This window comes from Actinopolymorpha sp. B9G3, from assembly GCF_040120725.1.
Taxonomy (GTDB): Bacteria; Actinomycetota; Actinomycetes; order Propionibacteriales; family Actinopolymorphaceae; genus Thermasporomyces.
The window spans coordinates 57,862-79,215 of sequence record NZ_JBEEAB010000023.1; the positions used below are offsets into that span (position 1 = coordinate 57,862).

General features: G+C 66.6%; 16 protein-coding genes. 8 read left to right on the top strand and 8 right to left on the bottom strand.

Features of this window, described 5'->3' with window-relative positions; all coding sequences use genetic code 11:
* Nucleotides 1-21: 21 nt before the first annotated feature.
* From ABNF93_RS28840 to ABNF93_RS28850, 3 genes are all read right to left on the bottom strand, one after another.
* Entirely contained in the window at nucleotides 22-441 is a 420-nt protein-coding gene (locus tag ABNF93_RS28840) for a YciI family protein (RefSeq protein ID WP_349331365.1), read from the bottom strand.
* Between the two features lie 172 nt (nucleotides 442-613).
* Nucleotides 614-2,809: a catalase/peroxidase HPI gene (gene katG / locus ABNF93_RS28845; protein WP_502877645.1), complete on the bottom strand. Its 2,196-nt coding sequence runs from the start codon at nucleotides 2,807-2,809 to the stop codon at nucleotides 614-616.
* Nucleotides 2,810-2,836: 27 nt separating this feature from the next.
* On the bottom strand, nucleotides 2,837-3,250 hold the full coding sequence (locus ABNF93_RS28850) for a Fur family transcriptional regulator (RefSeq protein WP_349331396.1): 414 nt from the start codon (nucleotides 3,248-3,250) through the stop codon (nucleotides 2,837-2,839).
* A gap of 545 nt (nucleotides 3,251-3,795) precedes the next feature.
* Here ABNF93_RS28850 and ABNF93_RS28855 point away from each other — a divergent pair.
* The 4 genes from ABNF93_RS28855 (at nucleotide 3,796) to ABNF93_RS28870 (ending at nucleotide 11,412) form a co-directional block, all read left to right on the top strand.
* On the top strand, nucleotides 3,796-4,863 hold the full coding sequence (locus ABNF93_RS28855) for an ankyrin repeat domain-containing protein (protein WP_349331366.1): 1,068 nt from the start codon (nucleotides 3,796-3,798) through the stop codon (nucleotides 4,861-4,863).
* A 314-nt stretch (nucleotides 4,864-5,177) separates the two neighbouring features.
* Nucleotides 5,178-7,130, top strand: coding sequence for an ABC transporter substrate-binding protein (locus ABNF93_RS28860; RefSeq protein WP_349331367.1), 1,953 nt, complete (start codon nucleotides 5,178-5,180; stop codon nucleotides 7,128-7,130).
* Nucleotides 7,131-7,311: 181 nt separating this feature from the next.
* Nucleotides 7,312-9,351 (top strand): ABC transporter substrate-binding protein, encoded by a 2,040-nt coding sequence (locus ABNF93_RS28865; protein ID WP_349331368.1) that lies wholly within the window; start codon nucleotides 7,312-7,314, stop codon nucleotides 9,349-9,351.
* A 54-nt stretch (nucleotides 9,352-9,405) separates the two neighbouring features.
* Nucleotides 9,406-11,412, top strand: coding sequence for an aldo/keto reductase (locus ABNF93_RS28870; RefSeq protein WP_349331369.1), 2,007 nt, complete (start codon nucleotides 9,406-9,408; stop codon nucleotides 11,410-11,412).
* 20 nt (nucleotides 11,413-11,432) lie between these two features.
* Here ABNF93_RS28870 and ABNF93_RS28875 read toward each other — a convergent pair whose 3' ends face one another.
* Nucleotides 11,433-12,254, bottom strand: coding sequence for a siderophore-interacting protein (locus ABNF93_RS28875; RefSeq protein ID WP_349331370.1), 822 nt, complete (start codon nucleotides 12,252-12,254; stop codon nucleotides 11,433-11,435).
* Between the two features lie 131 nt (nucleotides 12,255-12,385).
* Nucleotides 12,386-13,117 (bottom strand): DUF2470 domain-containing protein, encoded by a 732-nt coding sequence (locus ABNF93_RS28880; RefSeq protein WP_349331371.1) that lies wholly within the window; start codon nucleotides 13,115-13,117, stop codon nucleotides 12,386-12,388.
* 205 nt (nucleotides 13,118-13,322) lie between these two features.
* Between ABNF93_RS28880 and ABNF93_RS28885 the strand changes: the two genes are divergently transcribed.
* Together ABNF93_RS28885 and ABNF93_RS28890 are read left to right on the top strand one after the other, a co-directional pair.
* Entirely contained in the window at nucleotides 13,323-13,850 is a 528-nt protein-coding gene (locus tag ABNF93_RS28885; protein WP_349331372.1) for a hypothetical protein, read from the top strand.
* A 199-nt stretch (nucleotides 13,851-14,049) separates the two neighbouring features.
* On the top strand, nucleotides 14,050-15,060 hold the full coding sequence (locus ABNF93_RS28890; RefSeq protein ID WP_349331373.1) for a phosphotransferase: 1,011 nt from the start codon (nucleotides 14,050-14,052) through the stop codon (nucleotides 15,058-15,060).
* 55 nt (nucleotides 15,061-15,115) lie between these two features.
* Here ABNF93_RS28890 and ABNF93_RS28895 read toward each other — a convergent pair whose 3' ends face one another.
* From ABNF93_RS28895 to ABNF93_RS28905, 3 genes are all read right to left on the bottom strand, one after another.
* Nucleotides 15,116-16,069, bottom strand: a complete 954-nt coding sequence (locus tag ABNF93_RS28895) for a hypothetical protein (RefSeq protein WP_349331374.1) — start codon at nucleotides 16,067-16,069, stop codon at nucleotides 15,116-15,118.
* 51 nt (nucleotides 16,070-16,120) lie between these two features.
* Nucleotides 16,121-17,209, bottom strand: coding sequence for an MASE1 domain-containing protein (locus ABNF93_RS28900; RefSeq protein WP_349331375.1), 1,089 nt, complete (start codon nucleotides 17,207-17,209; stop codon nucleotides 16,121-16,123).
* A 73-nt stretch (nucleotides 17,210-17,282) separates the two neighbouring features.
* Nucleotides 17,283-18,593, bottom strand: coding sequence for an MFS transporter (locus ABNF93_RS28905; protein WP_349331376.1), 1,311 nt, complete (start codon nucleotides 18,591-18,593; stop codon nucleotides 17,283-17,285).
* A gap of 236 nt (nucleotides 18,594-18,829) precedes the next feature.
* Between ABNF93_RS28905 and ABNF93_RS28910 the strand changes: the two genes are divergently transcribed.
* Both ABNF93_RS28910 and ABNF93_RS28915 read left to right on the top strand, forming a co-directional pair.
* Complete coding sequence (locus ABNF93_RS28910; protein WP_349331377.1) at nucleotides 18,830-20,230, top strand: amidase; 1,401 nt, start codon at nucleotides 18,830-18,832, stop codon at nucleotides 20,228-20,230.
* A gap of 49 nt (nucleotides 20,231-20,279) precedes the next feature.
* Nucleotides 20,280-21,242 carry a hypothetical protein gene (locus ABNF93_RS28915; protein ID WP_349331378.1) on the top strand — a complete coding sequence of 321 codons (963 nt, stop codon included), beginning with the start codon at nucleotides 20,280-20,282 and terminating at the stop codon, nucleotides 21,240-21,242.
* The last annotated feature ends 112 nt before the right edge of the window (nucleotides 21,243-21,354 follow it).

Consider the following 21,354-nt stretch of genomic DNA (forward strand, 5'->3'; position numbering starts at 1 on the left):
CGACTCGCCGTGCCGATCCGTTCAGAGCTGACCGGTGGCTTCGCGCCACGCCCGCTCCTTCTTGATCCACTCGTTGTCCTGCGGAAACTCGTCGATCGTCGAGACCCGGCGGATCTCGGCCTTGGCGCCCGGCCCGGCCATCGGCGCCCGCTTCGCCCACTCCACGGCCTCCTCCTTGGAGGCGACGTTGAGGATCCAGAAGCCCCCGAACAGCTCCTTGGTCTCGCCGTAGGGACCATCGGTGACCACCGGCGGGTCGGACGAGTAGTCCACAATCACACCTTGTGCGGCGTCGTCGAGGCCCTCCGCCGAGATCAGCACGCCGGCACGGATCATCTCGTCGTTGAACCGGCCCATCGTCTCGATGATCTCGTTGAAATCGACGTCTTGGAACGCTTTGTACGTCTCGTCGGTGGCGCGCATGATCAGCATGTACTTCATGGTTCTGTCTCCTGGATTGTCCGGGGTCCCTCTCTCGGGCCCGCTTACCCCTAGGTCGAACGGGGAAAGTCGTGGATCGACACAACCCGCCAACCTTTTCGAGAGATCCCGGAAGCCACCCGGCCGGGGATGTCCAGGTCGGCCTGACGTGCGGCCGACCTGGACACCGGTGTCAGGCGAGGTCGAACCGGTCGAGGTTCATGACCTTGTCCCAGGCCGCCACGAAGTCGCGTACGAACTTCTCCTGCGCGTCGTTGGCCGCGTAGACCTCAGCGAGGGCTCGGAGCTCGGAGTTGGAGCCGAAGACGAGGTCGATGGCGGTGCCGGTCCGGGTGATCTCTCCGCTGGCGCGATCACGACCCTCGTACACGAACTCCTGCGACTCGGACGCCTTCCACTCGGTGTTCATGTCGAGCAGGTTCACGAAGAAGTCGTTGGTCAAAGTCCCGGGCCGGTCGGTGAAGACGCCGTGCTGGGCCTGTCCGACGTTGGCGTTCAGGGCACGCATGCCGCCGACCAGCACCGTCATCTCGGGAGCGGTCAGCGTCAACATGTTGGCCCGATCCAGCAGCAGGGTCTCCGCCGGCAACTTCTCCCCGGCTCGGACGTAGTTGCGGAACCCGTCGGCGGTCGGTTCGAGCACGGCGAACGACTCCACGTCGGTCTGCTCCTGCGAGGCGTCCGTACGCCCCGGCACGAACGGGACCGTGATGTCGTGTCCGGCGTTCTTCGCCGCTTGCTCGACGGCCGCACACCCACCCAGGACGATCAGGTCGGCGAGCGAGACCTGCTTCCCGCCTGGCTGCGCGCTGTTGAAGTCCCGCTGGACCTGCTCCAGAACCTGGAGCGCCTTGGCGAGCTCGGCCGGGCTGTTGACCTGCCAGTCCTTTTGCGGTGCAAGGCGGATCCGTGCTCCGTTGGCCCCGCCACGCTTGTCGGTGCCGCGGAAGCTTGCCGCCGACGCCCACGCGGTGGAGACCAGCTGGGAGATGGACAGGCCCGATGCGAGGAGCGTGCCCTTGAGGGCAGCGATGTCCTCGTCCGCGATGAGCTCATGGGTGACCTCGGGGACGGGATCCTGCCACAGCTGCGGCTCCGGAACCCATGGGCCGAGGTAGCGGGAGACCGGGCCCATGTCGCGGTGCAACAGCTTGTACCACGCCTTGGCGAACGCGTCGGCCAACTCGTCCGGGTGCTCGAGGAAGCGCCGGGAGATCGGCTCGTAAACCGGGTCGAAGCGCAGCGCGAGGTCCGTCGTCAGCATCGTCGGCGCGTGGCTCCGCGACGAGTCGTGGGCGTCGGGCACGGTGCCGGAACCAGCGCTGTCCTTCGGCTTCCACTGGTGCGCCCCGGCAGGGCTCTTGGCCAGCTCCCACTCGTAGCCGAACAGAGTCTCGAAGAAGCTGTTGTCCCACGTCACCGGGGTCGGCGTCCAGGCACCCTCGAGGCCGCTGGTGATCGTGTCCGCGCCCTTGCCGCTACCGAAGGTGTTCCGCCAGCCGAGGCCCTGCTCCTCGAGGGGCGCCGCCTCCGGCTCAGGCCCGACGTTCTCCGCGTGACCCGCACCATGGGTCTTGCCGAACGTATGGCCGCCGGCGATGAGCGCGACCGTCTCCTCGTCGTTCATCGCCATCCGGCGGAAGGTCTCGCGAATGTCCCTGGCGGCGGCCAGCGGATCCGGGTTGCCGTTGGGGCCTTCGGGATTCACGTAGATCAGGCCCATCTGCACGGCGCCAAGAGGTCCCGCGAGTTCCCTGTCGCCGCTGTAGCGCTCATCTCCGAGCCAGGTGTCCTCAGGCCCCCAGATGATCTCCTCGGGTTCCCAGATGTCCTCGCGACCGAACCCGAAGCCGAACGTCTTGAACCCCATCGACTCCAGGGCACAGTTTCCGGCGAAGACCAGGAGATCGGCCCAGGAGATCTTCTGGCCGTACTTCTGCTTGACCGGCCAGAGCAACCGGCGCGCCTTGTCCAGGCTCGCGTTGTCGGGCCAACTGTTGAGGGGGGCAAATCGCTGCGTGCCGGCGCCGCCGCCACCCCGGCCGTCGGCGATGCGGTAGGTGCCCGCCGCATGCCAGCTCATCCGGATGAAGAGCGGTCCGTAGTGGCCGTAGTCAGCCGGCCACCATTCCTGCGACGTCGTCATCACCTCGACGATGTCTCGTTTCAGCGCGTCGAGGTCGAGGGTCTTGAACTCTTCTGCGTAGTTGAAGTCCTCACCCATCGGACTGGATCGGGGCGAGTGCTGGTGGAGTACCTGCAGGTTCAGCCGATTCGGCCACCAGTCCTGGTTCGTCCTGGGCCGAGTCGGCGTGGGAGTCGGCGCGGAGATTGCTGGGTTTTCGCTTTCGCTACCGCGGTCAGACACGTTGGTCCTTCTCCTGTCTCGCTGTTCTCATCTGGTGGCTGGTTGGTTCGCCGCGACACACTCGGGACATCGGCCCCAGTAGATGACCTCGGCTTCGTCGATCTCGTAGCCCGAGTCATCAGCGGCCGTCAGGCAGGGGATGTTGCCGACCGCGCAGTCGACATCGGCGATGGCACCGCACGTCCGACAGACGACGTGGTGGTGGTTGTCCCCGACCCGCGCCTCGTAGCGCGCCAGGGAGCCGCGCGGCTGGATACGCCGCACCAGACCCGCGTCGGTCAGCACCCGCAGTACGTCATAGACGGCCTGGTGGGACACCCCGGCGAGGTTCTCCCGAACGGCACCGATGATCGACTCCGTGTCGGAGTGGGGATGGTCGTGCACCGCGGACAGCACCGCGATCCGCGGTCGGGTGACCCGCAATGCGGCCCCGCGCACCATCCGCTCGAGGTCCGCAGTCGTTGGCACGCTCCGAAGTTTGGCGCAGTTTCTGGAATCAATCAAGTATCAGGCGGGCCGGGCGCGCCCCAGCCGATTCCATACCAGTCCGCGTCGAAGGGGGACATCCGTCAGCTTGCCGGTGCCCTGTCTTCCCTGGCTAAGATCTGTGCCGGCCGACATGGGCGGCCGACGGTCCGCGTGAAGGGTCGAACCCACCCGTTCACGTCCACCTCGACCGTGGCGCGCTGACTTCCAGCCCGTGAGTAGCGGACGCCGGGCTGAGTGGAAGGAACGTGCCCATGCCCACCCGAAATCTGCCCGAACGACCATCTCTGGCGTACCTGCGCAAGCTCGCCAAGGAGCGGTTGGTCGCATTACGCACGACTCGCCCAGCGACAAAACTCGCCGACACCCAGCAGGCGATTGCCCGCGAGTACGGCTTCTCGAGTTGGCGGGCACTGAAGGCAGAGGTTGATCGGCGACGTGCTCCGAGCACGGCCGACTTCTTCGGCGCGTGCACGACGGGAGACGTCGACGCCCTGCGCATGCACCTGCAGATCGATCCCGGCCTGGTTCGCGAGCGCAACTCGGAAGGCAGCACCGGTCTGCACCTCGCGGTGCCCCACCCGGAAGCCGTGCGCCTGTTGATCGAGCATGGCGCTGATCCCGACGCGCGCGACGTGGGTGACAACGCCGGTCCGTTGCATCTTGCCGCCGGGGGAGGGCATCTGCGCAGTGTCCGGGTTCTCCTCGACGCGGGGGCTGACGTGCAGGGCGCGGGAGACGTGCACCAGGCCGACGTGATCGGCTGGGCGGCACGTGAAGGTAATGAGGCGGTCGTCAACCTGCTGCTCGAGCGTGGGGCCCGCCATCACATCTTCTCCGCGATTGCTCTCGGTGATCTGGAGATCGTCGAAGGCCTGGTCGAGGAGGATCCTGATTGCCTGTTCCGCCGCCGTTCGCGGTTCGAGAACGGGCAGACGCCACTCCACGCCGCGCTGGCGCCGCCGGACGGGTTGTCAGGAAAGGACCGGCAGTACCCCATGCTCGAGCTCCTGATCGAGCATGGCGCCGAGGTCGACGCGAAGGACGACAAGGGCCGCACGCCGTTGATGGTGGCCATGCTGCGTGGCGATCGAGAAGGAATGCGCCTGCTCAAAGCCGCCGGTGCCGAGGAGCCGCGCCAGGCCGAGCGGTCGAGCGCCGATGCTCTTGGCCAGTCGATCAGGAAACTCTCGGTCGGCATGTCCGCACCCAACCTCGCCGAGACGGTGGCGTGGTACACATCCATCGGGTTCACGGTGACAACGCGCCACGAGCAGGACGGTGAACTGGACTACGCCATCTTGTCGTTCGGCGTTGCGGAGATCCACCTCAATCGGTTTGGCGAACCGACCGTGCCGACGCTCTGGTTCGTCACCGATCGGATCACAGATCTGTACGACTGGCTGAAGCAGCGCCAGCTCAGGGTGATGACGGAGCCGGACAGGGTTGATGAACCGGAAGTGCGCTTCGAGGAAGACCTGTATGAACCCTTCTATGGCGGCCGCCAGTTCAGCATCAGGGACAACAACGGCACGTCATTGATCTTCTACGACCCCGTACAGGAATAGGCCCTCAACCCACCAGTGACGAAGGCCTGCGTCGTACGGCTGACCTACGTGCCCGCGCCGGCGCGGATGGCGGAGGGCGGAGGGTCGAGCCGGTCGCGTGCACCTTGCTCTTGCCGGTTGTGGCCGCTCGGCCACATCCGGCGGCGAGCGTTGACACCGGCCAGACACCGCCGATAATTTTCCCGACAATGAAATTGACCTTCCATTCCTTAGAATTGGCGCTCGACGTGAGCACCCTTCGGGCAAGAGCCCGGCTTCCGGGACCTCGTGTGGTCGCAGTGGTGTCACCCGCATCTCACGAAGGGACGGCGTAGATGACGAGACGCCTTTCGCGTAAGGAGTTCCTGGCGATCGGGGCGATGGGCTCCGCCGCCCTGCTCACCTCGTGCGACCTGTTGACGACCGACCCCTCTCGCAAGGCCAGCGGCGGACAGGCCAGAGGCGGCGCCAACGGGCCGGAGGCGCCGAGCCTGACCCGGCTCGTGAAGAAGGGCGAGCTACCGCCGGTGAATGAGCGACTGCCGGATGAGCCGAGGGTGATCGATCCGGTCGAGCGGATCGGTCAGTACGGCGGAACCTGGCAGACCGCACTGGAGAGCACCGACCCGGGCTGGCTGTACATGACGATGCGCTACGACCAACATCTGGTCGGCTGGGATCCGCAGTGGCAGAAGATCGTCCCGTTCGTCGCCGAGTCCTTCGAGGTCGCGAATGGTGCCCGGGAGTTCGCCTTCACCCTCCGGTCGGGGATGAAGTGGTCCGATGGTGAGCCGTTCACCGCGGATGACCTGGTGTTCTGGCACGACGCGGTGCTCACCAACTCCGAGCTGACCCCGGTCGTCGGTCCGCAATACGGCGACGACGAGAAGCCGATGCGGGTGGAAAAGCATGATGACCAGCACGTGTCGTTCGTCTTCCGAGAGCCCCACGGCCTGTTTCTTCACGAGCTCGCGTGGTTCTGGACCTCGTTCGAGATGCTTGCTCCCCGGCACTATCTGAAGCAGTTCCACCCGAAGTACAACCCGAACGTCGATGAGTTGGTCGCTGAGGCGAACGTCCCCGACTGGGTGGAGCTCTTCTTCCAGAAGCAGGACTGGTTGAACAATCCTGACCTCCCCACGCTCACGCCGTGGGTACCCACCCGCCCGTTCAACGATGGCCGCCGCATGACCTGGCGGCGCAACCCCTACTACTGGTCTGTCGACTCGAAAGGGAGCCAGCTTCCCTACCTCGACGAGGCGACGTTCACCTTCTTCAACGACCCGGAGACGTTGCTGCTCAACGCGGCGAATGGCGACATCGACATGTACATGCGTGCGGAGACCACGACGCCGCAGAACAAGCCGGTCCTCGCGCAGTCTGCCAAGACCGGCGGGTACCGACTGATGGACGTCACCACGTCCGATCTCAACACGATGGGGCTCTGTCTGAATCTGACCAACCCGAACAAGGCAAGACGCCAGGTCTACCAGAACAAGAACTTCCGCATCGGCCTGTCGCATGCCATCAACCGTCAGGAGATCATCAACGTCGTTCATCAGCGGCAGGGCCGGCCGTGGCAGACCGCGCCCCGGCCAGAGGTTCCGTTCTACGACTCCGACGACTTCGGTACGCAGTACACGGAGTTCGACCTCGACCTGGCGAGTGAGTATCTCGACAAGACCGGATTCACCGAACGGGACGACGACGGGATCCGGCTGGGGCCGGAAGGGGAACCGATCATCGTGACGGTGCTGACCCCGAGTCGCTACACGTTGATCGTCGACGCTCTCCAGATGATCAAGCCCACCTGGGAGAAGGTCGGTGTCGGACTGCGGATCGACAACGTGGATCCGACGCTGGTCGGCGACCGGCTCGAGGCCAACGAGTACGACTGCACGGCTGATGCCGGTCAGCTCGGCTACATGGACATGATTCGAGACCCACGATGGCTGTTCGCCTCCAGCGGGAACTCGCTGTACGCCCCTCTCTGGGCCAACTGGTTCACGGGGGCCACACCACAGGAGGAACCCCCGGCGGCGATGCTGCGACAGATCGAGATCTACCGCGAGGAGGTCGTCACCAAGACCAATGTCGAGGACATGTTCGAGCCGATGCGACGGATCATCGAGATCGCCCGGGACGAGTTCTGGTCGATAGGCATCAGTTTGCCCGACAGCTACTACGCCGTGGCCAAGAACAACTTCCGCAACGTGCCGGACGACATGTGGATGGCCTTCATGTATCCGGGGGTCACCCACGTCTCCCAGTACTTCATCGACCAGTAGCGGGCATCGCGCTCGCGGTCTCCGACGCGTTCGGCCGCTGGGAATCAGGCCTCTTGGTTGGTAGTCCGCCCGAACACAGTCAGTAAGGCGTCGCTTGCACCGTCCGAAGATGGCCGGTCGCAGCCGTATACGCGCACAACCGACCGCCCTAGCCTCGTCCCCGAGGTAGGAGGCGGACGCGATGAACGAGAGCTTGGACAGAGCCGACGGCCCGATGAGGTACCGGGAGACCTTCGTCCCGCGTGACCCGTCTCGCCGACATGTGCTGAGGGCCGGTGGGCTCGCGGCGGCCGCCATGTTCGCGGCCGGCTGCGACCTGCTGTCCACCGATCCACAGGGAAGGAGCGGTGGGGGTGAGGGTGCGGACGGCGCCCTTGATGCCAAGGAAGCGCCCGAGCTGACCAGGCTCGTCAAGGCCGGCGATCTTCCGCCGCTGGGAAAGCGGCTTCCCGCCAGTCCGATGGTGGTCGAGCCGACCGACCGGCTCGGAACCTACGGCGGACAATGGGACCTGTTCGGCGACAGCCCTCCGCCCGGCGGTGGCGCGGAGGTCTACTACGAGTGGTTGGTGCGGTGGAGTCCGGACTGGAGCGAGGTACGCCCCAACGTCGCCGAGTCCTTCGAGATCGAGGATGACGGCAGGCAGTACACGTTCCACCTTCGGGAAGGTATGAAGTGGTCGGACGGAGAGCCGTTCACGACCGAGGACATCGCCTTCGCCTACAACGATGTGGTGCTCAACGAGGAGGCCTTCTCCGCACCACCGTCCTTCTTCGTCACCGGCGGCAAAGCCGCGCAACTGGAAGTGATCGACGACTACACGTTCCGTTTCGTCTTCACGACTCCGAACGGTTTGTTCCTCGAGCAGTTGGCGTCCAACGGTGCACACGTCCTGACCATCACCGCCAAGCACTACTTCGAGCAGTTCCATCCGAAGTACAACAAGAACATCGACGCGCTGCTGAAGGAAGAAAAGTTCGACACGTGGTACGAACTGTTCGGTGACAAGGGCGGCTCACTGGGCTGGATCGGCAACATCTGGCAGCCGGAGGTGCCGCTGCTGACCGCGTGGCACACCACGGAGATCACCCAGCAGGACACCCGGATGGTGCTGTCGCGCAACCCGTACTACTGGAAGACCGACCCGCGGGGCCGTCAGCTTCCCTACCTGGATCGGATCGTTCGGCACGTGATCACGGACCAGGAGGCGGCTCTCCTGCGTGCGATGGACGGCGAGTTCGAGTTCCTCCCGCCGACGTTCTACAACCCGAACCTTGGTACGCCGAAGAACAAGCCTGTGCTCGCGTCGAACCGGGACAAGGGTGGGTACGAGTTCGTCGACGGGCTGGACTCGACGATGAACAAGACGGTCATCGCGCTCAATCTGAACCATCCCGACCGCAAACTCGCGGAGGTGTTCCAGAACCGCGACTTCCGCATCGGGCTCTCTCACGCGATCAACCGCGAGGAGATCATCACCGCGGTGTACCAACGGCAGGGCGAGCCCTGGCAGGCGGCTCCGCGTAAGGAGTCGGAGTTCTACCACGAACAACTCGCCACGCAGTTCACGTCGTACGACGTGGATCTGGCCAACCAGCACCTGGACAAGGCCGGCTACACCGAGCGCGACGGCAGCGGGTTCCGGCTGCGTCCGGACGGCAAGCGCATTGCGTTCCACATCGACGTGATCACCGAGGAGCCGACCCAGATCGACGCGCTCGAACTGGTCAGGAGCTACTGGGAAGACGTGGGTGTGAAGATGGACCTCCACACCATCGACCGCTCACTGTTCTACACGCGCAAGGAAGCCAACAAGCACGACGCCAGCGTGTGGACCGGCGATGGCGGCATGCGGGACGGAATGGTCGACCCGCGGTGGTACTTCCCGTCCAACAACGAGTCCAACTTCGCGCTTCTGTGGATGACGTGGTACCTCACACGCGGCGAGGAAGGCGAGGAGCCGCCGGAGGCGGCCCGCCGGCAGATGGAGCTTTACGACGAGATCGGACTGACCGTCGACCCGGAGAGACGGCACGAGTTGTTCATGGAGATCCTGCAGATCGCGGCCGACGAGTTCTGGGTGATGGGCACCGTCCTTCCGATCGGGACCTACGGCATCAAGCGGAAGGACTTCCACAACGTGCCGAAGTCGATGATCGCGTCGTGGAGGTACCCCACACCGGGCCCGGCCTATCCGGAGCAGTACTTCGTCGAATCTTGAGCGAGGTGCCGAGCGGGCGGCCTGGTCGGATGACGAGGGACGAGGGGACGACGGATGAGTACGCGGAATGTGCGCTGGGGAATTCTCGGTCCGGGCCGGATTGCCGGACGGTTCGCGGCTGACCTGCCGAGCTCCGAGACCGGCAGGCTGGTGGCGGTGGCCAGCCGGGACCTCGCGCGGGCCAAGTCGTTCGCCGACCAGCATGGCGCGGATCACGCGTACGGCAGTTACGACGAACTCCTCGCGGACGACACCGTGGATGCGGTCTATATCGCTACGCCGCATCCGCAGCACGCGGAGTGGGCAATTCGCGCCGCCGAGGCAGGAAAGCACCTGCTGTGCGAGAAGCCGCTCACGGTCAACCACGCGCAGGCGACTGCGGTGTTCGAGGCCGCGCGCAGGCACGACGTGTTCGCCATGGAGGCGTACATGTATCGCTGCAACCCGCGGACCGTGCGGCTTGCGGAGCTGATCCGTTCGGGTGCGATCGGCGCGGTCCACCAGATCCAGGCGACGTTCGCGTTCGGGTCCAGTGGAGATCCGGAGAATCGGTTGTTCCGGCAGGACCTCGCGGGCGGCGGCATTCTCGACGTCGGAGGTTATGCGACGTCGATGGCGCGCCTGCTGGCCGGTGCCGCGCGCGGCCAGGCCTTCGCCGATCCCGACGAGATCGACGGAGTCGGTCACATCGGGCGCGACAATCGGATCGACGAGTGGGCCGTGGCGACGTTGCGGTTCGCCGCTTCCGGATCCGACCCGTCCATCACCGCCCACGTGGCGACGGGCGTACGTAGGTCCGCCGAGAACGCCGTACGCGTCTTCGGTAGCGAGGGCTATCTCGTCGTCGGGTCTCCGTGGGGCGCTGGCAGGGATGGAAATCCCACGACCATCCAAGTCCACCGGGTCGGTGCGGATCCGGAGATCCTCGAGTTCGCCGGCGGGCGACCGTACGCCTTGGAAGCCGACACCGTGGCCGCACACCTGGAGGACCGGCAGGCCCCGGCGATGAGTTGGGCCGACACCCTCGGAAACATGGCGACGCTGGACCGTTGGCGGGCGGCGATCGGGCTGGAGTACGACGCGGAGCGGATCGACGCCAACATCCCGCCCGTCCACGGGCGGCCGGTCCGCGCCGGATCCGACCACCGGATGCGGTACGGCGAGGTGCCCGGCGTCAGCAAGAAGATCTCCACGCTGGTGATGGGTGGGGTCGGTCGCGGGCTGTCGCACGCCAGCGTGATGTACGACGACTTCGTCGAGCGCGGCGGAAACTGCTTCGACACCGCGTACATCTACGGCGGTGGCATGGCCGAGCGTCTGGTCGGCCAGTGGATGCGCAACCGCGGCAACCGGGACGAGATCGTCCTGATCGGCAAGGGAGCGCACACCCCGCACTGCGACCCGGAGTCGATCCGCCGCCAACTGACCGAGAGCCTGGAGCGGCTGCAGACTGACTATGTCGACCTGTACTTCATGCATCGGGACAACATTGATATTCCTGTCGGGGAGTTCGTCGATGTGCTCGACGAACTCCACCGAGCGGGCCGGATCCATGCCTATGGTGGCTCGAACTGGACGACCGACCGCCTCGTCGAAGCGAACGCGTACGCGCAGTCCCATGACAGGAAGGGATTCGTGGCGCTCAGCAACAACTTCAGCCTTGCGCGGATGGTCGAGCCGCCCTGGGATGGCTGCCTGGCCGCCTCAGACCCCGAACCGCGCCAGTGGCTCGAGGAGCACCAGCTGGCGCTGTTTCCGTGGTCGAGCCAGGCGCGCGGCTTCTTCACCGGACGATCCAGCCCCGATGATCACTCCGACCCCGATCTCGTGCGCTGCTGGTACAGCGAGGACAACTTCCTCCGCAAGGAGCGTGCCGAGACCCTCGCCAGCCAGCGCGGGGTGTCGGCGGTCGCGATCGCGTTGGCGTATGTCCTCGCGCAGGACTTCCCCGCGTTCCCGCTGATCGGTCCGCAGCAGCTCAGCGAGACCCGCGACTCCTACGCCGCCCTCGATGTCGAGCTCACGCCGGCGGAGGTGCGCTGGCTCGACCTCCGCGACTAGGGGTGTCCACGGGAAACCCCCTAGTCGAGCGGGATCTGCCCGATGGGTTCGCGCTTCTCGGCCTGGAACCGGTCTTCGGTCCTTCCGTACGCCCAGTAGCCGGACACCGAGAGCTGGTCCCGCGGTAGGCCTCGTACGTTCTTGAGGTAGTTCCGGAGTTCCTTGACCATGCCGCGCTCACCGTGCACGAACACCTGCACCCGCCCCTCCCGCCACGGGCTCTTGGTGACCGTGTCGACGAGCACGGTGGATGTTCCCGCGCGAACGCCGTCCCGGTGCAACCAGTGGACGAGGACGCCGTCCGGGTGGGTGAGTTCTTGGTGGTCCTCGGTGGAGTCCACCTCGATGAACGCGTCGCCGACGGCATCGTCAGGCATCGCCTCGAGCGCTACGGCAATGGCGGGGAGGGCAGCTTCGTCTCCGGCCAGCAGGTGCCAGTCGGCGTCGGTCCGCGGCGTGTAGGCGCCACCGGGCCGGGAGATCACCAGGCGATCACCGGGTCTGGCGGCGACGGCCCACGGCCCGGCAACGCCTTCGTCACCGTGGACCACGAAGTCGATGGCGAGCTGGCGCTTCTGCTGGTCGTACCAGCGCACCGTGTAGGTGCGGCGCACGGGCATGTCGTCGGGTGCGAGCCGTTGTCGTAGCTCGGCGAGATCGTACGGCGGAGTCAGCCCGAGTTCGGGTTTGACGAAGGTGATCTTGACGTAGGCGTCGGCGTGGAGGTCGTCGCCGAACGTCGCGAGTGACTCGGCCGTGAGCACCACGCGGATCATGTGCCGCGTCAGCCGCTGCGTGTGGACAACCTCGACGTCGTGGTAGTCGGCCCTGCTTCTGGTCATGGTGGAAGTGGCTCCTCTGGGCGCATGCTCGAGTGGGTCGACCTGGCACGGCGAACAAATTGCCTCCGCCAGCGGTGTCGCGCGGATGATGGCCGCGACATCACCCGATCCCGCTGGGAGGGTGGCAGCGGTCATCGCTCGGCGTGCAGTCGTCGGCGATGGGGGCAGAGGTTGGCGCGCGTAAGGAGAGCGCGGAACTGCGGGCCCACCTGTGTGACGTCGGTCAGTCGTACGGGAAACGGCAGGCGGACATCGTTGTGGTGGCGTGTGTATTCGAGCCGAAGGGTGATCCCCCAGCGATCCATTGCCAGGGGCAGGACCCGGATGACGTGGTGCATCAGCCGCGGCTCGATCAGGCGGGTCAGCTTTGCTACGAGGTCGGCGTGGGCGTCGGCCAGGTGCAGAAGCAGGTCGGCCTCATGCGCGGCCAGTGGATCGGTTTCTGTCGTGGCGAGTTCGTCGGGACTGACGGTGACACTGCCGCCGTTCTCCTTGAAGGTGATCAGTTCAGGATCCAGCCGAGCGGCGATCGGGTCCGTCGCCTCGCGGGCAGGAACAGGGGCCAGCCGTCCGGCAAACGTGACCTGGGCGCGAACCCGGTCCCGCACCGAGATCGGCGCCAGGTCGGTGAACTCCGCCACGGTTCGCAGGCCCTCGCTCGGACCATGAGCGAGGTCAGTTGCCACCCGGCAGTCGATGGGTAGGCGAAGGACGACCCGACCCTGACCGTCAAGCGCGTGGAGGCCGAGCAGCACCTGCCGGTGCCCGTCCGCGGAGAGGGTCAGGGACGCCGCCGCGGCGACGGCGGACCGGGTCCGTTCCGGAACGGTCGGCTCGATGCGACCGGTGACGGTAGCGCCCATTCACGTCCTCCAATAAGGTAAGCCTGTCCTAACCTAGTCGAATGCGGGCGAGATCGCCAGGCTTTCGCACAGCCCGGACTCGCAGTCCGCCTCGCAGCCCGGACTCGCAGTCCGCCTCACAGTCCGCGTCTCAGTCCGGGCGGTGGACGTCATCGACTAGGGGTGCCGCCACCCGAGGAGCGATGCGACGACACGCCACACTGGCATGACGATGAACGTCCCTACCTTCACGGTCCGCGTGCCTCAGTATCAGGTCGATACCGAACCCGACCACAACGCCGTCGGCAAGGTCGTGGATGCTGAACTGCAGAAGCACTTCATGGGTCGCACGGTGGTCGTGCGCGGCGTCTGCTCGCCCTCCCACCCGGGCAAGACCGTTGATGACCTTGTCCAGATCGTCAAACGCCACGGTGTCGACCGCTACGACCCTCACCGCAAGGGTCACGGGTACGAAAACATCGATGGCAAGCACATCGACCTGTTTGCCTTTCGGCGCAAAGTGACGCCACGCATGCGGCTCTTCAAGGACTTGAGTTGGGGCTTCTACCACGGCGCGATCGCCAGTCACCGCACGCCGTACCGCATCGACATCCTCCTCGTCTATGACGCCGCACAACTCAAGGCGGTGCTGCACCAGTACGAAGGGAGGACGGACAAGAAGCGGGACGGATTCGTGTTCAGGGACCCTGAGCGCAAGCAGAAGGCGCTCCTTGGCATTGTCACGATCAGTTGACCCGTGAGCCAGACCCAGCGGTCGTTTCCCTCGACTTCAATGAATCGGCCGCTGCGGCGCTCCATGCATCCTCGTCGAACTCGTCCTGGGGCGGGTACATGGCAACCTTGGCGGCATGACGTGCGGTCAAGAGCATCTGAGCGCCGAACCTCCACAGCGACCGCGGTTCGGCCCGATTCGGCAGATCCCTCCTGACGAAGTGCTGAAAGGTCTGTCCGGCGCCGCGGCCGACACCGGGTGGGTCGTCGACCAGTTCGGTGACGACAGCGGCTATCCCAACGGCGGGATCTGGCGGGTGAGCGCCGACCGACTGAATGGTGCCGGTCCCTCGAGCGTGTGGGTCAAGCGCACGGGTGCCAGCTACCTCGGCGACAGTCCGGTGTGGCGCTGCCGGTTCGCATCCGATGATCCGCAGTGGTGGGGACGCGAAGCTGCGTTCTACGAGTCAGATCTGGCGGTCTCGGGTTGGCCAGGCGGCGTACGTGCGGCGCGCTGTTACGCGATCGACGACCACGACGAGTGCCGCGACCTGTGGCTGGAGTCCGTCGACGTCCCGGCGCCCCTGCGCGTGTGCGAGCAGGCCGCCATCGGGCTGGCTGGGTGGCAGGTCGCCCACCTGGACAGCGACCGCTCCTGGTTGGCCGAGGACTGGATTCCCACCCACGTCAGCCGTTACGGGCTCGACAACCAGCGGACTCTCGCGCATCCGGCTTGGCCGGCAGCGATCGACCGGGGCCTCGACCCGGTGCTGCGCTGCGTCGTCGAAGCACGGGTCACCGACCCGGCGGAGATCCGGCGTCAGCTCCAGGACTTTCCGCAGGTCCTGACGCATCACGACTTCCACCACGCCAATATCGGCACTGTCGACGAGGAGGTCGTCATCATCGACTGGGCATTCGTGGGCTGGGGGCCGATCGGACACGACGCCGGCCATCTCGCCCTCGACGCCGAAGCCAACCTGGGTGCGTCTCCCAGCGAGGCCTGGCACGCCATGCAGTCGGCGTACTGCGATGGCCTGAGTGCAGCTGGCTGGTCCGGTGATCTCGACCTCGTACGACGGTCGATGGTGGTATCCAACGTCCTTCGTCTCGGTTGGACGATCGACCATTTCCTGAGCGTTGCCGAGCAACTTTCCGACGACACCTTCGCTGCGATGTCGGCCAGGATGAATTTCCTCGCTGGCCTACGTGAACCGGAGTCTCAGTCGTGATCCAGCGTCTGCGGCGACTGGTGACGATCGCGGACGTCGTCGGTGCACGCGAGCCTCACCCGGACAGGAGGTGGTCTCGCCTCGCGTCGAGCTCGCCGAGCTGGCCGGCGATGTCACGCGAGGTCTTCTCCAGCTGCTGGAGTGCCTGACGTACGGCCTTGCTCGCCGTTTCAGCGCGGCGGCCTGCCTCCTGGATCCGTGACCGAACCGCCAGGTCGCTGAAGATGTTGTCGAAGAACACGTCGAAGGTACGCGTCATGCCGTCGACCTGCACGCCACCGATCGCGGCGATCCCCACGTCGGCGAGCTCGCGCGAGAAGTCCCCGAGCGCGACATCCGCGCGGTGAAGGAGATCCGTAGCCTCGTCCATCCTGTCGTACTTCATCATGTCCGTGACCAGTCCGCCGCCGAGAAACGTGTCGAAGGTCGACCACGACTCCGCCTTGCCGAGGACCTCGACCGCCTGCTCGACCAGGGTGGAGGCCGCCTTCCCGGCTGCGTACGCCTCGGCGGTCTCCTTGCGCGCGGCGATGAGCGCGCCGCGTTGCCTGGCGATGTCCTCCAGTGATGCTGCGAGAGCAGGGTCGTTGGTGAGCGCCCACTGCTCCTTGGCGGCGAGGGCACGACTGTGGATGTCGTCGACGTCGCCCAGCCCGTTGAGCTGGGCCTGGACCGACTCCGCATTGCGGTGGGCGGCGTCCCGTCGGGCCTCCGCTTCCGCGACGGCGTAGCTGGCGGCATCACGCTCGGCGCGTTCACGGTCGAGATCGTCGGTACGTGATCCGCGAAGAGTCGCCCAGATTCGGGTGGGCGAGAAGGACTCCAGCGCGTCGACGTCCTTGGCCTCGTCGGCGAGTCGATCGCGGAGTTCCTCGACCTGCTTGTCCAGAAGCTGGACGTGGGCCTGTTCGGTCGACAGCCGTCGGGTCAGGTCCGTGTGCTGCCGGCGGATTTGGGCGGCGTGGGCAAGGTCGGCCTCGATCTGGGCGAGCCGGGAAGGTTCGGTCACACGCCGATCGTAGAGCGCGTCGCCGAGCCGGTACGAACGCCGAGCCCGCACCTATCGATAGCGCGGTGGTGGAACCCACTTCTTTCTGACGCTGCCCGTCGACTGTTTCCGCGTCGTACTCTGCTCTTCCCTGTGCGACAGTTCCCCGTACGACTCTGCGTCCGGGAGCAGGCTCTGTTGTAACCGCTCGATGACCTCGGCCAAGCGAAAGCACGTTTGCTGGACGTCCGCGCGGGCCTGGCGCCACTCGGTGATGACCACCGCAAGCAGCAGCCCCGTGAGAACGAACGTTCCATTGAACACCTGAAGGATCACGATATTCTCGTACAGATTGCGCCCCTCGAAGAGGCCGTAGCCATGCGCAGCGGTGTCGATCGCCACGGCTGACACGATCAGCGCGCATGGTGCCACGCCATTCAACTGAAACCGCAGTGCCGCCAGTACGACGAGTGGAAAGGCAATGAACGGGACGCCGAATTCTCTGTCTCCGATGATCGTGAGTGTGAGGGTGGTGAGCAGCAGACCAGCAAGCTCGAGCCCCCGCCACGACCCGACCCGGATGGCGAGCCGGGGCTCGTCTCGCAGGGCACGGAGAAACCTGTTCAGAACAAGGATGAACGGGGCCACGACCAGGACGCCCAACATGTCGCTCGACCACCACACGACCGACACCTGGAGGAACTGTCGCGCCGGCAGGACATCCGCGACCACGAGTGCGGCAGTGCCCAGTGCCGCGCTGAGCGACATTGCCCCAAAGGCGCCAAGGAGCACCAGCGACAGTGCGTCCCTGAATCGGTCCAGCTCGATCCTGAACCCCACGCGCCGGAGGAGGAGATAGGCACAGACCGGTGCAAGAGTATTTCCCAGGGAGACCAGGAGCGCTTCGGGCGCAGGCACCGCCTGCACGTTGGACAGGAAGGAGCCGAGTGTGATGGCCGGCCATATCCGGATATCGAAGAGCAGGAGACCGGCCAACGCGATTCCCGCCGATACCCACAGCGACGTCACCGGCAGGCCGAGCGGTTTGGTCAAGACACTCAGATATGTCCCGGCGTAATAGGCCATAGCAACGCCAACGACCCGCACTCCGAGAAATGCGCGTGCCTTGAGATCATCAGTAGGGCGGCCAGTGGCGACCACCACATCACGCTACAACCATGACCGCTGGAGGCGGGTCTTCGACTGGCTCGAGAGGTTCCGTCGGTCCCGACGATCAGGTGGAGTCCTGAGGGCTGTCCACGCCGGCCTGCCGTCGCTGGTCGATTGGCCGTCGCCGGTCGAACGGCTGTCGACGTCGACTGGCGGCCGCGTACAGCAGCGCGGCCACCACCATCGTCACCGGGAACACCGCGCCGACGAGGAGTCCCACCCGCAGGCCGGAGCCGTCACGGACGGGAAGGCTCGCCGCGAGATCGCTCAGGACGCCGTTGCCTCCCGACGAGGCGAGGTCGGCGACGGCCCCGCTGATCCACGGCCCGCCCGCCCCGCCGGCGTCTCCGAAGATGGCCAGGACGCCGAACATCGCGGCCCCACCGAGCGGGAAGCGCGCGGCCGCGAGGCTGAACGTCCCAGGCCATAGCAGGCTCACCGCCAGACCGCAGAGCGCACACCCCACGAGGCTCAGCACCGGGCTGGCGGACAGCGTGGCCACCAGGTAGCACGCGGTCGCGAGGGACCCGCAGCAGACCAGCGCGGGCAGCAGGGGGATCCGTTCTCCCCACAGGCCGTACGCCATCCGGCCGATGCCCATGAGGACGGCGAACAGGCACGGCCCGGCGAGGTCCCCCCAGACCTTCGACACCCCGAGGCCCTCCTCGGCGAACAGCGACGCCCACTGGGACATGGTCAGCTCGGCCGCCCCGGCACTCAGCATGAGGACCATCGCGATCGCGAAGGCGGGCGCGCCGAGCAGCGCGCGCAGCGACATGCGGTGCTCGTCGGGCACGGTGGCCGGCAGCGGAACCCGCAGGAAAGCGACCAGGTTGATCAGCGGGACGATAGCCCAGACCAGCGGCAGCACCTGCCACGAGCTCTGACCGATGGCCGCGAGCAGCAGCGTGGTGACCGCGACGACACCGACCTGGCCCCAGCAGTAGAACGAGTGCAGCAGGCTCATCTGCGCCGCCTTCGCCGCCTGCGGTGTGGGTAACGCGTCGACGACCGGGCTGACCAGGACCTCGAGCAGTCCGCCGCCGACGGCGTACACGATCACTGCCACACAGAGACCGAGGTAGGGCGACGGGGCCAGGCTCGGCGCCACCGACAGCAGGACGAGGCCGAACGCGGCAAGGACGTGGGCGAGGACGAGCGGCCCGCGGTAGCCCGCCCGATCCACCACCTTGACCGCGATGACGTCGGTGACCAGCTGGGTGGCGAAGTTCAGCAGGACGAGCCGGCCCAGCATCTCCACCGGCACGTCGTACCGGGTCTGGAAGACGATGAACAGAACGGGCGCGAGATTGTTCACGATCGCCTGCGTGACATAGCCCGTGTAGCACGCCCGACGGGTGGAGTCGAAGGTCATGGCCACCTTTGTGATCGCCTCGTGGTCGTTGCCGTGTCGACCCCCGTCGCCTGCCCGACCCCCGCCGCTTGGCCGTCGACCGCGCTGGTGACGTTGTGTGAGTATCTCCGGGTGGGAGAGCCCGAAGCGTACTCATCACGTCACCGGCTCGGTCAACGGCAGCAAGGTGCCTGCTCGGGCAGGTGTCCGGTGAGAGACAGAGCAGTGCGATCGTCTGAGCATCGGAGGGCGTACGAATGGGATCCGCAGACCAGCTGCACTACCTGCAGTTGACCGAGTTGGCCACTCTTGTGCGGACGAAGGAGGTCTCGCCCGTCGAGGTGACCGAGGCCCAGCTGGAGCGCATCGCGGCCCTCGATCCCGAGCTCGGGAGCTACACGACCGTGCTGTCCGAGCGGGCGCTCGCCCAGGCGACCCGGGCCCAGGCGGACGTGGCGAACGGGCGAGTCCTGGGTCCGCTGCACGGGGTGCCGTTGGGCGTCAAGGACCTTGTCGACGTCGCGGGTGTGCCCACGCGCGCGGGGATGCCGCTTCGGTCCGAGGTGATCGCTGCGGCGGACTCGACGGTGACCGCACGCCTGCAGGCGGCCGGCGCGGTGATCCTCGGCAAGCTGAACCTCACCGAGGGGGCGTTCAGCGCGTACCACCCGACGCTGCGGGCACCGCTGAATCCCTGGGACCACGGACGTTATGCGGGCGTGTCGTCGAGCGGCAGCGGCGTGGCTGTCGCCGCCGGCCTGTGTTACGGAGCGATCGGATCGGACACCGGAGGATCGATCCGCTTCCCGTCGGCGGCCAACGGGGTCACGGGCTTGAAGCCGACCTGGGGCCGGGTCAGCCGGCACGGCGTCGCCGAGTTGGCCGCGACCCTGGACCACGTGGGTCCGATGTGCCGCAGTGCGGCCGACGCGGCGGCCATGCTGCAGGTGATCGCCGGCAGCGACCGGGCCGACCCGACGGCTGCCCGAGAGCCCGTGCCCGACCTGGTGGGGGCGGCCGGTCAGCCCGTCAAGGGACTCCGCATCGGTGTCGACAGCGACTGGATCCACGCGGGCGTCGACGGTCCGACGGCCGCGGGCGTGGACCATACGATCGCCGTCCTGGCGTCGCTGGGAGCCGAGATCGTCGACATCCGCTTTCCTGATCCCACCGCGGTGGTCGCGAGCTGGTTCGACATGTGCGCGGTGCAGGCAGCGATCGCGCACGAGGCCACGTTCCCGGCGCGACGAGAGGGCTATGGCCAGGCGTTGGCGGACCTGCTCGACCGCGGCCGGGCTCTGACCGGGCTGGAGTACCAGCGGATGATCCTGGCGCGGGCGGATTTCAGCGGGCGGTTGGCCGCGGTGTTCGACGTGGCCGACGTGCTGGTGATGCCGGCCATGGCGTTCGTGACGCCACCGGTCGACCTTCTCGCCGAACTCGCCGGGCCGGACCGGTCGCGGCTGCGGAAGTTCACCGTCCCGTTCAACATGAGCGGCAGCCCCACGATCACCCTGCCGTCGGGATTCTCGCCGGACGACGTGCCGACCGCTGTCCAACTGGTGGCGCGGCACTTCGACGAGCCGGCCCTCGTGCGTGCCGCCGCGGCCTTCCAGTCCGAGACCACCTGGCATCGCCGACACCCGCCCGGACTGTGACGCGCGACGAGCCCAAGCCCCGCTGACGAGTCGATGTGGAGAAGACGACATGCGTACCATCCCTGCTCTATTCGGTCCGTACGGCGGTGCCGCGGTGGAGTTCCTCGACCGGTTCGAGCGGTACCGCGCGAACGCCCTGTGGTTCCACGGCTTCGACCCGGCGGCGTTCGAGGCGTGCGCGCAGCACGGGGTGGCGGCGTGCGTGGAGTTCAAGACGTTCCGCGCCGACTTCGCCGCCCGGCCGGAGCTGATCCCCCTCGGCGTGGACGGTCAGCCGATCCGGTACGGCCGGCTCGTGCAGGGCGTCTGCCTGTCACAGAAGGACTTCCTGGAGGAGGTCGCAGCCGATCTCGTTGCCGGGCTGCGGGAGTTCCAGCCCGCCGGCATCTGGCTGGACTACCTGACCTACGCCGGCTGGTTCGAGGTGCCGGATCCGGACCTGCAGGACAGCTGCTTCTGCGCGGCATGCGTCGCGGACTTCTGTACCGCCACCGGCCTCGACACGACCTCGCCCGAGGAGATTCTTCGTACGGCGGCAAAGCAGTGGGAGCGGCACAAGTGCGAACGCATCGCGGCGTTCGCCGGCAAGTACGCCGACCTGATCCATGCGTACCTGCCCGACTGCGTGGTGGGGGCGTACATGTGTCCGTGGCGGCCGGAGGAGTTCGACCGGGCGCTGAGCCGCATCTTCGCCCAGGACTATGCGATGCTCGCTCCGGCGATCGACGTGTTCACGCCGTTGATCTACTGCGCGAAGAGTGGGCGAGGTCCGGGCTGGGGGCGGGAGTTCCTGGAAGCGTCGGCCGCGTTCGTCCCGCACGACCGGCCGGTCCAGCTGATCCTGGACGCGAAGGACTTCCCCGCCAGCCTGCGCGAGACGGCCGCGTCCGACCACCCGAGCCGCGGTTTCCAGGTCTTCGACGGAGCCGCGATCTTCCGTGACTCGCACCTGTCCGCCGAGTTCGCCGCCGCCGTCGAGCAGATCCAGCGCCAGCCCTCAGCCGGCCAGTGACGACCACGACCCACCCAGCCGATGGCCACACTGGTCACGTCGTCGCGATCGTGAACGCGTTCGTCCGGAGTAGCCTGCAGTGGAAACGTCTGATGAATTGCACCGTGCGGAA

What these genes read in the sequence shown, in the direction of transcription:
- ABNF93_RS28865 (WP_349331368.1), top strand. Translation starts at nt 7,312, where the DNA reads ATGAACGAGAGCTTGGACAGAGCCGACGGCCCGATGAGGTACCGGGAG.
- ABNF93_RS28915 (WP_349331378.1), top strand. Translation starts at nt 20,280, where the DNA reads ATGCGTACCATCCCTGCTCTATTCGGTCCGTACGGCGGTGCCGCGGTG.
- ABNF93_RS28855 (WP_349331366.1), top strand. Translation starts at nt 3,796, where the DNA reads ATGCACCTGCAGATCGATCCCGGCCTGGTTCGCGAGCGCAACTCGGAA.
- ABNF93_RS28875 (WP_349331370.1), bottom strand. Translation starts at nt 12,254, where the DNA reads ATGACCAGAAGCAGGGCCGACTACCACGACGTCGAGGTTGTCCACACG.
- ABNF93_RS28870 (WP_349331369.1), top strand. Translation starts at nt 9,406, where the DNA reads ATGAGTACGCGGAATGTGCGCTGGGGAATTCTCGGTCCGGGCCGGATT.
- ABNF93_RS28860 (WP_349331367.1), top strand. Translation starts at nt 5,178, where the DNA reads ATGACGAGACGCCTTTCGCGTAAGGAGTTCCTGGCGATCGGGGCGATG.
- ABNF93_RS28905 (WP_349331376.1), bottom strand. Translation starts at nt 18,593, where the DNA reads ATGACCTTCGACTCCACCCGTCGGGCGTGCTACACGGGCTATGTCACG.
- ABNF93_RS28850 (WP_349331396.1), bottom strand. Translation starts at nt 3,250, where the DNA reads ATGGTGCGCGGGGCCGCATTGCGGGTCACCCGACCGCGGATCGCGGTG.
- ABNF93_RS28910 (WP_349331377.1), top strand. Translation starts at nt 18,830, where the DNA reads ATGGGATCCGCAGACCAGCTGCACTACCTGCAGTTGACCGAGTTGGCC.
- ABNF93_RS28880 (WP_349331371.1), bottom strand. Translation starts at nt 13,117, where the DNA reads ATGGGCGCTACCGTCACCGGTCGCATCGAGCCGACCGTTCCGGAACGG.
- ABNF93_RS28885 (WP_349331372.1), top strand. Translation starts at nt 13,323, where the DNA reads ATGACGATGAACGTCCCTACCTTCACGGTCCGCGTGCCTCAGTATCAG.
- ABNF93_RS28840 (WP_349331365.1), bottom strand. Translation starts at nt 441, where the DNA reads ATGAAGTACATGCTGATCATGCGCGCCACCGACGAGACGTACAAAGCG.